15 protein-coding genes are annotated in these 13,255 nt (G+C 74.7%); 7 read left to right on the top strand and 8 right to left on the bottom strand.

What is annotated here, in order from left to right:
* The first annotated feature begins 136 nt into the window (after window positions 1–136).
* Both ACI792_RS19755 and ACI792_RS19750 read left to right on the top strand, forming a co-directional pair.
* Window positions 137–643, top strand: coding sequence for a SigE family RNA polymerase sigma factor (locus tag ACI792_RS19755; RefSeq protein ID WP_456582515.1), 507 nt, complete (start codon window positions 137–139; stop codon window positions 641–643).
* On the top strand, window positions 640–1,419 hold the full coding sequence (locus tag ACI792_RS19750; RefSeq protein ID WP_456604087.1) for a hypothetical protein: 780 nt from the start codon (window positions 640–642) through the stop codon (window positions 1,417–1,419). Before ACI792_RS19755 ends, ACI792_RS19750 begins: the two co-directional genes overlap by 4 nt.
* Before the next feature lie 59 nt (window positions 1,420–1,478).
* Here the strand turns inward: ACI792_RS19750 and ACI792_RS19745 are convergent, their stop codons facing one another.
* The gene (locus tag ACI792_RS19745; RefSeq protein ID WP_456604086.1) at window positions 1,479–1,808 is read right to left on the bottom strand and encodes a rhodanese-like domain-containing protein; all 330 of its coding nucleotides are present in this window, start codon (window positions 1,806–1,808) and stop codon (window positions 1,479–1,481) included.
* A 68-nt stretch (window positions 1,809–1,876) separates the two neighbouring features.
* Between ACI792_RS19745 and ACI792_RS19740 the strand changes: the two genes are divergently transcribed.
* Window positions 1,877–2,416 (top strand): PH domain-containing protein, encoded by a 540-nt coding sequence (locus ACI792_RS19740; RefSeq protein ID WP_456604085.1) that lies wholly within the window; start codon window positions 1,877–1,879, stop codon window positions 2,414–2,416.
* A gap of 6 nt (window positions 2,417–2,422) precedes the next feature.
* Window positions 2,423–3,967 (top strand): PH domain-containing protein, encoded by a 1,545-nt coding sequence (locus ACI792_RS19735; protein ID WP_456604084.1) that lies wholly within the window; start codon window positions 2,423–2,425, stop codon window positions 3,965–3,967.
* Between the two features lie 90 nt (window positions 3,968–4,057).
* Here ACI792_RS19735 and ACI792_RS19730 read toward each other — a convergent pair whose 3' ends face one another.
* The gene (locus tag ACI792_RS19730; RefSeq protein ID WP_456604083.1) at window positions 4,058–4,768 is read right to left on the bottom strand and encodes a response regulator; all 711 of its coding nucleotides are present in this window, start codon (window positions 4,766–4,768) and stop codon (window positions 4,058–4,060) included.
* A gap of 67 nt (window positions 4,769–4,835) precedes the next feature.
* Between ACI792_RS19730 and ACI792_RS19725 the strand changes: the two genes are divergently transcribed.
* From ACI792_RS19725 to ACI792_RS19715, 3 genes are all read left to right on the top strand, one after another.
* Window positions 4,836–5,573 (top strand): sensor histidine kinase, encoded by a 738-nt coding sequence (locus ACI792_RS19725; protein ID WP_456604082.1) that lies wholly within the window; start codon window positions 4,836–4,838, stop codon window positions 5,571–5,573.
* A gap of 109 nt (window positions 5,574–5,682) precedes the next feature.
* On the top strand, window positions 5,683–6,543 hold the full coding sequence (locus ACI792_RS19720) for a manganese catalase family protein (RefSeq protein WP_456582522.1): 861 nt from the start codon (window positions 5,683–5,685) through the stop codon (window positions 6,541–6,543).
* 100 nt (window positions 6,544–6,643) lie between these two features.
* Window positions 6,644–6,925: a hypothetical protein gene (locus ACI792_RS19715; RefSeq protein WP_456604081.1), complete on the top strand. Its 282-nt coding sequence runs from the start codon at window positions 6,644–6,646 to the stop codon at window positions 6,923–6,925.
* Window positions 6,926–7,048: 123 nt separating this feature from the next.
* Here ACI792_RS19715 and ACI792_RS19710 read toward each other — a convergent pair whose 3' ends face one another.
* From ACI792_RS19710 to ACI792_RS19685, 6 genes are all read right to left on the bottom strand, one after another.
* Window positions 7,049–8,662, bottom strand: a complete 1,614-nt coding sequence (locus ACI792_RS19710) for a solute symporter family protein (protein WP_456604080.1) — start codon at window positions 8,660–8,662, stop codon at window positions 7,049–7,051.
* The gene (locus tag ACI792_RS19705) at window positions 8,655–9,050 is read right to left on the bottom strand and encodes a DUF485 domain-containing protein (protein WP_456582525.1); all 396 of its coding nucleotides are present in this window, start codon (window positions 9,048–9,050) and stop codon (window positions 8,655–8,657) included. The genes ACI792_RS19710 and ACI792_RS19705 overlap by 8 nt, the downstream gene beginning before the upstream one ends.
* 205 nt (window positions 9,051–9,255) lie before the next feature.
* Window positions 9,256–10,776 carry a sodium/solute symporter gene (locus tag ACI792_RS19700; protein WP_456582526.1) on the bottom strand — a complete coding sequence of 507 codons (1,521 nt, stop codon included), beginning with the start codon at window positions 10,774–10,776 and terminating at the stop codon, window positions 9,256–9,258.
* Between the two features lie 25 nt (window positions 10,777–10,801).
* The gene (locus ACI792_RS19695) at window positions 10,802–11,152 is read right to left on the bottom strand and encodes a hypothetical protein (protein WP_456582527.1); all 351 of its coding nucleotides are present in this window, start codon (window positions 11,150–11,152) and stop codon (window positions 10,802–10,804) included.
* Between the two features lie 27 nt (window positions 11,153–11,179).
* Window positions 11,180–11,923, bottom strand: coding sequence for a LytR/AlgR family response regulator transcription factor (locus ACI792_RS19690; protein ID WP_456604079.1), 744 nt, complete (start codon window positions 11,921–11,923; stop codon window positions 11,180–11,182).
* Window positions 11,924–11,991: 68 nt separating this feature from the next.
* Window positions 11,992–13,116, bottom strand: coding sequence for a sensor histidine kinase (locus ACI792_RS19685; RefSeq protein ID WP_456604078.1), 1,125 nt, complete (start codon window positions 13,114–13,116; stop codon window positions 11,992–11,994).
* Between the last annotated feature and the right edge of the window lie 139 nt (window positions 13,117–13,255).

The following is a 13,255-nucleotide window of genomic DNA, read 5'->3' as shown; positions in this document are numbered from 1 at the left end:
CCGCCCCGCCCGGGCCGCCCGCCCGCGCCCACCCCCCCGCCCCCCCCCCCCCCCCCCCCCCCCCCCCCCCCCCCCCCCCCCCCCCCCCCCCCCCCGGACCCGTCATGCTCTGCAGAGGACGACCTGCGGAGGGCGAGTGGAGCGGGACGAGGCGTTCACGCGGTACGTGGACGAGCGCTGGCCGGTGCTCGTCCGCTCCGCAGTGCTGCTCGGCTGCGCCCGCCCGGAGGCCGAGGACCTGGTGCAGACGGCGCTGGTGCGCTGCTACGTCTCCTGGGACAAGGTCGGCACGGCCGAGAACCGCGACGCCTACGTCTACCGGGTGCTGGTGAACTGCCACCACGACAGCCGCCGCCGGCGCTGGTGGGGCGAGCGGCCGACCGCCGAGGTGCCCGACGTCGCGACCGACGACGGCACCGCGCAGGTGGACGACGCCGACGCGGTGCGCCGGGCGCTCGCGCGGCTGAGCCCGGCGCACCGCGAGGTCGTCGTCCTGCGCTACTACGCCCACCTGGGCGAGCAGCAGATCGCCGACGCGCTGCGCATCGCCCCGGGGACGGTGAAGAGCCGGCTCTCCCGCGCGCTGGCGCAGCTGCAGACCGACCTGGACGTCGCCGAGCTGCGGGGAGGGAGGGCATCGTGACAGAGCGGGAGACCTCGACACTGCTGGGAGAGCTGGCCGACCGGGTGCCGGTGGGCCCGGCGCCGGTGGGCCAGCTGCTGAAGGCCGGCCGCCGGGCGCGCCGTCGCCGCACCGCCGGCGTCTCGCTCGCCGTGGCCGCGGGCGTGGCGGTGGTCGCCGGGGGCGTCGTGACCGTCGTCGACCTGCCGAGCGGGCAGGGCGACGCCGCCGGCTCGGCGTCGGTCCTGGTCGCGGAAGAGCCGCGCGAGGGCGCTCCGGAGGCGGCCGACGCCGATCCGGGCACCGGCATGCCCCCGGCCGACGGCGGGGACGAGCCCGGGACGGCGGCGGGCAGCGAGCTGTCCCAGCTCGCCGAGGACCCGACCGCCGGGCGCACCGGGCCGCTCGACAGCACGGCGACGAGCTCCTGCGCCGTCGAGTACAGCCCGGCCGCGCTGAGCAAGCAGGAGTTCGCCTTCGCCGGCGTGGTGACGGGCATCGGGCCCGCCGTCACGACGCGGCCGGGCGCCTCCGGGCCGCCGGAGGACCTGGTCGGCGTCACCTTCAGCGTGCAGGAGTGGTTCTCCGGCGGCTCCGGCGGCACGGTGACCGTCGACCTCCCGGCGCCGTACGACCCGGCCGCGGGGAGCAGCACGCCGGGCCCGGTCTACGGCGTCGGGTCCCGCCTGCTGGTCAGCGGCGCCGACCGGTGGGAGGGCGACCCGCTGGAGCCGATCGCCTGGCTGTGCGGCTTCACCCGCTACTACGACGAGGAGACCGCGGCTGCCTGGCGCTGACGATCGACCCCGTCCTCCTCCCCGCTCGCACGCCCGCGGCGAGCCTCGGGACGGGTCCGTCAGCGGACGAACGGCTCCTCGCCGGTCTCGCTCACCATGGGCTTCCCGGCGGCCTGCCACTCCCCCATGCCGCCGCCGACGTTCACCGCGTCGAAGCCGTTGGCGTTCAGCCACGCGGCCACGCGCGCCGAGCGGCCACCACCGCGGCAGGTGACGTAGAGCGGGTCCCCCTCGGGCAGCTCGTCGAGCCGGGAGGGGACGTCGCCCATCGGGATGTGCGTGGCGCCCTGGATGTGGCCGTGCACCCACTCGTCGTCCTCGCGGACGTCGAGGACCACGGCGTCCTCGGGCAGCTCGGAGGCGGGCACGGTCGGGACCTGCTGCGGCATCACGCCTCCATCGTGGCACGGGCACCGGCTGCACGACCGGGGTCCTCCGCACTGGGAGGATGGGCGCGATGTCCCCGAGCCACCGGGCTGCCGCAGGCGGCGCCCGCCCGACCCCCGTGCGCGAGCCGGCCTGGGAGCTGCCGCGCTCGGCCATCGGGCTGTGGGTGGTCGAGAGCCTGATCAGCACCGTCTTCGTGTGGCTGGCGATCGGTGCCTTCCTGCTCCTCGTGCCCGCCGACGTCGGCGACCCCGTGCCCCTGCTGCGCCGGCTGGCCCCCCTGGCCGGCGCGGCCTACGCGGTGATCGCGCTGAGCATCCGCCCGTGGTTCAAGCACCGGGTGTACCGGTGGGAGATCACCAACGAGGCCGCGTACACGCGCACCGGCTGGCTCACCCAGACCTGGACGCTGGTGCCGATCTCGCGGATCCAGACCGTCGACGTCACCCGCGGGGTCCTGCAGCAGATGTTCGGCCTGGCCACCGTCGCGGTGCTCACCGCCTCCAGCCAGGGCACCGTGCGGATCTGGCACCTCGAGCAGGGCGTCGCCCAGCGCGTCGCCGACGACCTCGCCCGCCGGGCCGAGCTGGTCCGCGACCAGGCCACCTGAGCCGCCGTGCAGCCCGCGCCCCCACCCCCGCGCCGGCCGGCCGGCCCGCTCCCGCCCTGGCCCCCGCCGCTCGGCCCGCCGCCGGCCCCACCGACGGCCGGCGCCCCGCGGCGGCTCTCGCCGCGCGTCGTCGCCGTCCACACCGCGACGTTCCGCCAGGCCCGCTCCTTCGTGCCCGCGGTCATCCCGATCATCGCGGCGACCGGTTTCGACGGCGGGCTGCGCACCGTCGTCCTCCTCGTCGTCGGCGTCACCGTGCTCTCGCTGCTCACCGCGACGCTGAACTGGTGGCGGTTCAGCTACGCCGACGGGCCCGCCGCCGTCGTCATCACCCGCGGGCTGCTGGCCCGCTCGGTGCGCACCGTGCCCAACGACCGCATCCGCGGCGTCGACGTCGAGGCGCCACCGCTGCACCGCATCTTCGGCCTGGTGCGCGTGCGCATCGACGCCGCCGCCGGGGCGGTCACCGACGGCGACGAGGAGCTGCTGGTCGACGGCATCTCCCGCGCGGAGGGCGACCGACTGCGCGTCGCCGTCCTGACCCACCGCAACGCAGCGGCCCCCGGTCCCGCCCCGGACGGCGAACCGGCGGCCGAGCCGGCCGAGGAGGAGTACGCCCGCTTCGACCACCGCTGGCTGCGCTACGCCCCGCTGATGGGGACCTACCTCGCCGTGCCGCTGGCCGCCGTCGGCGCGCTGTTCCGGCTGGCCGAGGAGCTGCCCGAGCAGTGGACCCCCGAGTTCCAGGAGCCCGACCTCTCCGACGTCCGGCTGATCGGCGTGGGGCTGGTCCTGGCGCTGCTCGTCCTGCTCGTCGGGTCCGTCGTCGGCGCCGCCCTGGTCAACTGGCGTTTCCGGCTGGTGCGCCGCGGCGGCTCGCTGGTCGCCGCCCGCGGGCTGCTCACCCGCCGGCACACCGAGCTGGAGATCGACCGCATCCGCGGCGTCACGGTCACCGACGGCCTGGGCATGCGGCTGGTGCGGGCGGCGCGGGTCAGCGCCCTGGTCACCGGCCTCGGCGACACCGCCGGGCGCGGGCACCTCTTCCCGCTGGGGCCGCGGGCGGAGGCCTGGGCGCTGGCCCGCCGCGTCACCGAGGACCCCGGCCGGCTCGTCCCGCACCCGCCCGCGGCGCGCCGCCGCCGGGTGCTGCGGGCAGTCGCCTTCGGGGTGCTGGTCAGCGCGGGCGGCGGCGTCCTCCTGGCCGGGGAGGGCGCGTGGTGGCTGCTGGCCGCAGGAGCCGTGCTCACCACGCTGGGCGTCCCGGTCGGGGTCGCCCGCTACCGCGCCCTCGGGCACGCCGCGGGGCCACGGACCTTCACCGTCCGCAGCGGCTGGCTGGTCCGCGAGCAGGCAGTGCTCGAGCGGCGGGCCGTCGTCGGCTGGCAGGTCCGGCAGTCGTTCTTCCAGCGGCGGGCGGGCCTGGCCACGGTCACCGCCTGCGTGGGCGCGGGCAGCGGCGGCTACGCGGCCTTCGACATGGCCGCCGACGAGGTGCCCGGCTTCGCGCTGGCCGCCTCCGAGCCGTGGGCCGGCGCGCTGGGCAGGTGATCCCCCGGGGCCGGGACAACGAACTTCCGAGACCGGTGGTTGTCGATCACGGCCCCGGGTAGCTGGCCCCGCGATGACGTCCTGGGGAACTCAGCCCACGAGGCCACCGGTGTGCCGCACCGGCTCGCCGGCGCCCAGGCCGACGCGGCCGGCCAGCGCCGCCGCCTCCACCCGCGTCGCCACGTCGAGCCGCCGCAGCAGGTGCGCCACCAGCCGCTTCGTCGTCCGCTCCGAGACATGCAGCGTCGTCGCGATGTCCACGGTGCTGGCGCCGTCGGCGATCAGCCGCCACAGCCGCCGCTCGTCGGCGGTCAGCTGGTCGACGAGGCTCCGCTCCCCCGTCGGTGCGGCGTCCTCCAGCAGCTGGCGCAGCAGCGCCTCGGGGAGCACCGACCACCCGTCGAGCACGGCCAGCAGCGGCCGCACCAGCGACTCCGGGTCCGCCGTCTTCGGCAGGAAGCCCGACGCCCCTGCCCGCAGCGCCTCGATCGCGGCGTCGGCCTCGGCCAGCCCCGAGAGCGCGACCACCCGCACCATCGGGTCCGCCCGGCGGACGGCGGCGATGGCCCTCGTCCCGCCGGGCGGTGGCATGTGCAGGTCGACGATCGCGACGTCGGCGTGGTGCCGCCGCACCAGCGCAGCGGCGGCCGACGCGTCGTCCGTCGTCGCCACCACCCGCACCCGGCCCTCGCTGAGCCCCGGCAGGAGCAGGCTCAACCCACGCGTGAACAAGGGGTGGTCGTCCACGACCACCACATCCACCGGCGGCCTGCGGTCAGCAGCGGTCGCGTCGTCGGTCACCCCCACAACTCTCCCGTCGGTCGGTGCGTCTCCCGGCGCCACCGGCCGGCTCCCCGAGGAGGTGCCCGTGACCCTGGCTGCCGACACGCAGTCGTCGACGCGTAACCGTGGACTGCTCAACGATCTCGCCCAGGTGCTGCGCGCGCATCTCCCGCGCCCGCGCCGGGCGCCCGCCCCCGACCCGGAGACGCCCAGCCCCGAGGACGCCGTCGTCCGGGCGCTCTGCCACGACATGCGCACCCCGCTGGCCTCGCTGGAGGCCGTGCTGAGGTCGCTCGACCGCGCGCCCGGCCAGGCCGGTGAGCTGCTCGCGCTCGCCCGGGCCCAGACCGCCCACCTCTCCTCGATGCTGCGCACGGCCGACGCCACGGGCGGCGCCGTCCCGCGCTCGCGCGGCACCCGCCCGCTCGGCGACGTCCTGCGCGCCTCCGTGGCGGCCTCCGGGCTGCCCCGGTCCCAGCTCGCGCTGGAGCTGGAGGACGGCGCCGGGGAGATCGGCGTCGGCGACGCCCGCGTGCAGCGCATCCTCCTCAACCTGCTGGAGAACGCCCACCGGCACGGCGACGGCGCACCGGTGCGCCTCCGGGTGACCGCGCGCGACGGCTGGGTGGACCTGGCGATCACCCAGACCGGCGTCCCCGTCGACCGGGTCCTGCAGCACCTGCGGCAGGACCGGCCACCGGTGGACCTCACCGGGCTCGGGCTGTGGTCGGTGCGCCGGCAGGCGGCGGAGCTCGGGGGCCGGGTGCTGTGGTCGGAGGACGGCGCGCGGTTCACCCTGACCGTCCGCCTCCCCGACCGCTGACGGAGGTTGGCACCCCCGGGCCACGGAACGGCACCGGTGGGCCAGCCGGGGCGGGCAGATCCCCTGCGTCACCGCGATCGCGGCGACGTGACGACGCAGAGGAGACACCGTGTTCACGCACACCCAGGCCCTGCAGTACGAGGCGAAGCCCGACGGTCCCGACGCCGCGTTCGCCCGCCGGATGCAGGAGATCCTCGGCGGTCAGTGGGGCGAGATGACCGTCGCCACCCAGTACCTGCTGCAGGGCTGGAACTGCCGGCTGCCCGGCAAGTACAAGGACATGCTCCTGTCCATCGGCACCGAGGAGCTCGCCCACGTCGAGATGATCGTGACGATGATCGACCGACTGCTGGACCACCAGCCGCTCAAGCCGGACGCCGCCGACCGGACCAAGGAGGCGGCGGCCGGGTACGGAGACGTCAACCCGCAGCACGCGATCGTCAACGGCGGCGGCGCCTACTACCGCGACTCCATGGGCCTGCCCTGGAGCGGCGGGTACGTGACCGCGAGCGGCAACCTGATGGCCGACTTCCACTACAACGCCACCGCCGAGATGCAGGGCCGGCTGCAGGTGTCGCGCCTGTACAACATGACCGACGACCCCGGGGTCAAGGAGATGCTGAAGTTCCTGATCGCCCGCGACCACATGCACCAGATGCAGTGGCTCGCCGCGATCGAGGAGCTCAAGGCGGACGGCCTCGAGGGCATCCCGGTGCCCGAGGCCTTCCCGCTGGAGGAGGAGCCGGGCGACGCCGGCTACGCCTTCATCCTCGCCTCCGACGGCCCCGAGGCCGCGGCCGGCCGCTGGGCCCACGGCCCGACCCCGGACGGCCGGGGCGAGTTCACCGCCCGTCCGATCGAGGCCACCGCCGACGCCCCGCAGCTGCCCCCCGGTGACCCGCGGCTCTTCCCGACGCCGCAGATGGAGGGTCAGTCGATGCTGCAGAAGGCCAAGGACATGCTCACCTGAGGTCCGGACCAGCTCGTCGCGCCGTCGCCGTGCCGGCGGCCCGCCCTCCCCGGGTGCGGCCGCCGGCCCGGCGGGCCCAGCCCCTCCCGGAGGTCCTGCCGTGCACCTGCACCTGCCCCGCCTGCCCGTCGCTGCGGTCCTGCTCTCGCTGGTCTACCTGGCGGCGGTCGCCGTCGCGATCAGCGCGCCCGGGCAGCACGCCGTCGCCGGCCTGGTCGTCCTGACCGGCCTGGTCGCCCGCTGGGTGGTCCGCGCCCGCCGTCCCGAGCGCGCGGCCGATCCCGTCGCGCTCGCCGTGGCGGGCACCACCACCGCGGTCGACGCCGTCCTTCCCACCGAGCCCGTCCCTGCCGCGGCCCCGGCGCACGCCACCGCCGCCTGAGCGAGCCCGACGCGCGAGGCGCGCGCCCCCTCCCGGGGACGCGCGCCACGCAACTGGGTTGAACAGCCTGGCTCCAGGGGCCCGCGCCGAGCGGAGCGAGGTGCGGGGAGGAGCCAGGTCCTCTCAGTGCTTGACGGCCTTCTCCGCCCCGATGCCGGTGAACGCCCGGACCTCGAGCTCGGCCCACTTGGCCTCGTTCGGCTTCTCCTTGGTGACGACGGTGCCCAGCCACCCGAGGATGAACGACGCCGGGATGGAGACCAGCCCGGGGTTGCGCAGCGGGAACCAGGCGAAGTCGACGCCGGGGAACATCGACGTCTCGGTGCCCGAGACCACCGGGGAGAAGAGGATCAGCCCGACGCAGATGATCAGCCCGCCGTAGATCGACCACAGCGCGCCCTGGGTGGTGAACTTCTTCCAGAACAGCGTGTAGAGGATCGTCGGCAGGTTCGCCGAGGCGGCCACCGCGAACGCCAGCGCCACCAGGAAGGCGATGTTCAGCCCGGCGCGCAGCGCCAGGATGCCCAGCCCGATGGAGATGGCGCCGATGACGACGGCGGTGATCCGGGCGACCTTGACCTCGCCGTTGGGCGGGACGTCACCCTTCTTGATCACCGACGCGTAGACGTCGTGGGCGAAGGAGGCCGACGCGGTGATCGTCAGGCCCGCGACCACCGCGAGGATCGTGGCGAACGCGACGCCGGCGATGATGCCGAGCAGCACCGTGCCGCCGAGCTCGAACGCCAGCAGCGGAGCGGCCGCGTTGACGCCACCCGGGGCCGCGACGATCGTCTCGGCACCCACCATGGCGCCGGCGCCGTAGCCGATGATCAGGCTGAACAGGTAGAAGATGCCGATCAGCCAGATGGCCCAGACCACCGACGTCCGGGCGGCCTTCGCCGTCGGCACGGTGTAGAAGCGCATCAGCACGTGCGGGAGGCCGGCGGTGCCGAGCACCAGGGCCAGCGCCAGGCTGATGAAGTCCAGGCGGGTGGTGTCGCTGATGCCGTACTGCGCACCGGGGTTGAGCACGCCCGTCGTGCCCGCGCTCTCCACCGCGCCACCGAGCAGCGCCGACAGGTTGAAGCCGTAGTCGGCGAGCACCCACAGCGTCATGACCAGCGCACCGGCGATGAGCAGACTGGCCTTGATGATCTGCACCCACGTGGTGCCGCGCATGCCGCCGACGAGGACGTAGAAGATCATCAGCGCGCCGACCACCGTGACGACGAGCGCCTCGGCCACCGGCCCGCTCACGCCGAGCAGCAGGGCGACGAGGCCACCGGCGCCGGCCATCTGGGCGAGCAGGTAGAAGAGCGAGACCGCCAGCGTGGAGATCGCGGCCGCGGTGCGCACCGGGCCCTGCCGCATCCGGAAGGCCAGCACGTCGGCCATCGTGAAGCGGGCGGTGTTGCGCATGAGCTCGGCGACGAGCAGCAGAGCGACGAGCCACGCCACCAGGAAGCCGATGGAGTAGAGGAAGCCGTCGTAGCCGTAGATCGCGATGGCGCCGGCGATGCCGAGGAACGAGGCCGCCGAGAGGTAGTCGCCGGCGATCGCCAGGCCGTTCTGCTGGCCGGTGATGGTGCGACCGGCGGCGTAGTAGTCGGCGGCGCTCTTGTTGTTGCGGCTGGCCCGGAAGGTGATGGCCAGGGTGACGACGACGAACGCGCCGAAGATCGAGATGTTGATCGCCGGGTTGCCGATCGTGGCGTCGGCGGCGTGCAGGTCAAGCACGAGTGGCCCCCTCGGTGCGGGTGTCGCCGCCGGCGGGCGTGCCGGGCGCGTAGTCGTGGGCCTCGAGGCGCTCGCGCATCTCGTCGGCGATGGGGTCGGTGCGCCTGTTGGCGTGCGCCACGTAGAGGTGGGTGATGACGAACGTGGTCACGAACTGGCCGAGCCCGAAGAGCAGGCCGACGTTCACGTTGCCGAACACCTGCGTGGACATGAAGTCCGAGGCGTACGTCGAGAGGAGCACGTAGAGCAGGTACCAGACGAGGAACGCCACGGTCATCGGGAAGGCGAAGCTCCGGAAGCGCTTCTTCAGCTCCACGAACTCCGGCGAGTCCTGCGCGGCGCGGTACTCCTCGGGCGTCAGCAGACGCCGTTCCTGTGGATCGGTCAAGGTGCGAGCTCCTGGTTCGATCGAGCGGGCGTCGACATGCGGGCAGTCGGAACTGTGAGCCCTGTCACGGTAGGGCTCGCGGTTCCCGGTGGGCACCGGCCGCGCCGCCGCTGCGCCGAGCGGTGAGCCTGGATCGGCATACGGCAGGTCCGGCGAGACGAGCGGTCGCGCCGTCCACCACGGGCGTCGCGGGAGCACGCCGTCCTCAGCGCGGCAGGACGCCGCGGTCGAGCTGCACCGCCTCGGGGGTGTGCAGCAGGACCATGGTCCGGGCGGCGTGCCGCGGCACCCGCCGGGGCGTGGCCAGGGAGACCGCCACCATGGTGAGGAACGCCAGCGGGACGGTCCAGGCCGCCGGCTGGGCGAGCAGCGCCCCCGGCCACCCGGCCGGCGCCGCGCCCAGCAGGGTGGCCAGCACCGCGCCGCCGGCGCACCCCCCGCCGACGAGCATCCCGGCGATCGCACCGGCGTCCGTGAGCCGGCGCCACCAGATGCCCAGCACCAGCAGCGGGCAGAACGTGGAGGCGGCGAAGGCGAAGGCCAGCCCGACCGCCCGGGCGACGCCCACCCCCTCGGCCAGCAGGGCCAGGCCCAGGGGCACGAGGACGGCGACCACGGCCCCGGCCTGGAAGGCGCGCACGCCGCCGAACCGGCGACCCAGCCCGTCCTGGCTGATGACGCCCGCGACCGCGACGGTCAGCCCGGACGACGTCGACAGGAAGGCCGCGAACGCCCCTGCCGTGGTCAGCGCCGAGAGCAGCTCGCCCAGCGTGCCGCCCAGCATGCGGGCCGGGAGCTCCAGCACCACCGACTCGGTGTTGCCGCTGGCGATGAGGTCGGGGGCGTAGAGCCGGCCGAGCCCGCCGTACACGGGCGGCAGGAGGTAGAAGACGCCGAGCAGAGCCAGCACGAACAGGGTCGTGCGCCGCGCCGCGGCCCCGTCGGGGTTGGTGTAGAAGCGCACCACGACGTGCGGGAGGCCCATCGTGCCGAGGAACGTGGCGACGATGATCGAGTACGTGGTGTAGAGCTCGTGCTCGCCCGTCCCGGCCAGCGGCGACTCCCAGGAGTCCCCGGGCGTCGTCCCGGTCGAGGCCGGGGAGACGCCGCCGTCCCCGAGCCAGGTGGTGACCATGAACAGCAGCGGGAACAGCAGCGCGGTGAGCTTCAGCCAGTACTGGAAGGCCTGGACGAAGGTGATGCTGCGCATGCCGCCGAAGAGCACGTTGACCAGCACCACCGTCGCGACGAGCACACCGCCCAGCCAGGCGCCGGTCCCCGTGGTGGCGGCCAGCGCGAGGCCGGCGCCCTGGAACTGCGGCATCAGGTAGAGCCAGCCGATCGCCACGACCAGCAGCGCGGAGAGCCGGCGCACCCCGCGCGACTCCAGCCGGCTCTCGGCGAAGTCGGGCAGCGTGTAGGCGCCGGAGCGGCGCAGCGGCGCGGCGACGAGGACCAGCAGGACGAGGTAGCCCGCCGTCCAGCCGACCGGGTACCAGAGCATCTCCGTGCCGAAGGCCAGCACCAGGCCGGCGACGCCGAGGAAGGACGCCGCGGAGAGGTACTCCCCACCGATGGCCGAGGCGTTCAGCCCCGGCCGCACGGTGCGGGAGGCCACGAAGAAGTCGCTGGTCGTGCGGGAGAACCGCCAGCCGTAGGCGCCGACCGCCAGCGTGGCCACGATGACGAACGTGACCGCGGTGACGCTGTAGCCCGCGGCGCTCACGACCGCCCGCCGGACGGCCGGGGCGTCACGACCGGTCCAGCACGTCGGTGAAGGCGCGTTCGTTGCGCTCGGCGGCCCGGACGTAGAGCCAGCCGACCACGAAGAGGAACGGGTAGACGGCGAACGCCAGCAGGAGCCACGGGAGCGGCACGGCGAGCACCTCGACCGTGGTCAGGTCGGGCGCGAGCCAGAAGAGCAGGGGGATGCCGCCGACCACCACGACGAGGGTGGTGAGGGCGAGCAGCGCCAGCCGGAGCTGGGAGCGCAGCAGCGAGGACATGTACACCTCGCCCAGCGCGGTCTGGGTCTCGATCTCGCGGGCGCCCGGGACCCGCTGCACGCGCGCCGCGCCGGTGCGCGGGCTCGTGACGCGCACCCGCCGGGGCGTGGGGTCCGGCACCGGTCAGCCCCGGCCCGGCGCACCCGGCCGGGCGCGCCGCACCAGGAGGTCGCGCAGCTCCCGTGTGTGCCGCCGGCTCACCACCAGCTCCGTGCCGCCGACGACGACCGTGCACCGCCCGGCGTCCATCCGGACCTCCTCGACGTGCTGGAGCGCGACCAGTAGCGACCGGTGGATCCGCACGAAGCCGGCGTCCTTCCAGGTCTCCTCCAGCGTCGTCAGCGGCACGCGGACCAGGTGGCTGCCCGACGCGGTGTGCAGCCGGGCGTAGTCACCCTGCGCCTCGACGTACCGGACGCTGGATCGCGGGACGAATCTCGTCACACCGCCCAGCTCCACCGCGATGTCGTCGTCCACCGCCACGGGCCCACCGGCCCGCGCGCCGACCACCCGGCGCACCGCTTCGGACAGCCGGTCGTCGCGGACCGGCTTGAGGACGTAGTCGACGGCGCCGAGCTCGAACGCGTCCACCGCGTGGTCGTCGTACGCGGTGACGAAGACGACCGGCGGCGGCACCTTGAACCGGGACAGCACGCGCGCCAGGTCGACGCCGCCGAGCCCGGGCATCCGGATGTCCAGGAAGACGGCGTCGACCGACCGCTCCTGGAGCAGGCGCAGCGCGTCGGTGGCCGAGTCGCTGGTCAGCACCGCCCCGATCCGCCCGTCCCGCTCGAGCAGCCAGCGCAGCTCCTCGAGGGCCGGGCGTTCGTCGTCCACGACCAGGACGGTCAGCCGGTCTGCGGTCACGGCACCTCCTCGCCGGCGGTCGTCGGCGTCGAGACGGACCGTGCGCGTGCGGGACGTGGCCCACCCGGTCACGGGCGCACCCCGGGCGCGAACTTCGGGACCCGCACGATGACCTTCGTCCCCGCACCGGGGCAGGTCTCGACGACCAGACCGTAGTCGTCCCCGAAGGCGGTGCGCAGGCGGGCATCGACGTTGCCCAGCCCCACCGAGTCGACCGAGACGTCACCGGCGAGGGCCCGCCGCACCTTCTCCGGGTCCTCGCCGATCCCGTCGTCCTCCACCGAGATCAGGCACTCGCCGCCCTGGTCGGCAGCGATGATGGTCACCGTCCCGGTGCCGGGCTTGCGTTCGAGGCCGTGCCGCACCGCGTTCTCCACCAGCGGCTGCAGGCAGAGGAACGGGACGGCGACCGGCAGGACCTCCTGCGCCACCCGGAGGGTGACCTGGAGCCGGTCGCCGAACCGCGCCTTCTCGAGCACCAGGTACCGCTCGATCGACCGGAGCTCCTCGGCCAGGGTCGTGTACTCGCCGTGGTGGCTGAAGGAGTACCGGGTGAAGTCGGCGAACTCCAGCAGGAGCTCCCGTGCCCGCTCGGGGTCGGTCCGGACGAACGAGGCGATCGCGGTCAGCGAGTTGTAGATGAAGTGCGGGCTGATCTGCGCCCGCAGCGCCCGGACCTCGGCCTCCATCAGCCGCGTCCGCGAGGCGTCGAGCTCGGCGAGCTCCAGGTTCCCCGACACCCAGCGCGCCACCTCGGTCACGGCCCGGACGAGCCCGGCGGAGGCCGACGAGGTGAACGCCTGCAGGGTGCCGACCACCCGGTCCTCCACCACCAGCGGGCTGATCACCACCTGGCGCAGCCCGCACCCGGCGTCCGAGCAGGGGAAGTTCCTGCGGTCCCGGACCACCGTGTTGCCCGACTCCAGGACGACGGCGGCGAGCGCTGCCGCGTCCTGCTCGTGGTGCCCGAAGCGGCCGTCCCAGGCCAGCGTCGTCACGGTGTCGGTCAGCGCGACGGCCGGGACCCCGAGCAGGTCGCGCAGGTGCCGGATCGCGCGTCCGGCGGAGCCGCTGGTCAGGCCCTCCCGCAGCTCCGGCGCCGTGAGCGAGGCCGAGTGGAGGGTCCGGAACGTGGCGTGCTCCGCCTCCGTGCCCAGGTGGCCGGGGCGCAGCCATCGCAGTGCGTCGCGCATCGCCGGTGTCTCCCTCCAGGCCGGCCGGCCGTCGGACCGGAAGCCAGCAGACCCTAGATCCTGACGGCTCGCGCGGGCGCGCGACGCGGGGACAGCCCGGAGCGGGGCGTCTCGCCCAGGACGAGACGTAGCCGGATCG

It is taken from the genome of Blastococcus sp. SYSU DS0669 (assembly GCF_054050895.1).
This window is presented reverse-complemented; position numbering and strand designations above follow the sequence as displayed.

What these genes read in the sequence shown, in the direction of transcription:
- ACI792_RS19685 (WP_456604078.1), bottom strand. Translation starts at nt 13,116, where the DNA reads ATGCGCGACGCACTGCGATGGCTGCGCCCCGGCCACCTGGGCACGGAG.
- ACI792_RS19740 (WP_456604085.1), top strand. Translation starts at nt 1,877, where the DNA reads ATGTCCCCGAGCCACCGGGCTGCCGCAGGCGGCGCCCGCCCGACCCCC.
- ACI792_RS19745 (WP_456604086.1), bottom strand. Translation starts at nt 1,808, where the DNA reads ATGCCGCAGCAGGTCCCGACCGTGCCCGCCTCCGAGCTGCCCGAGGAC.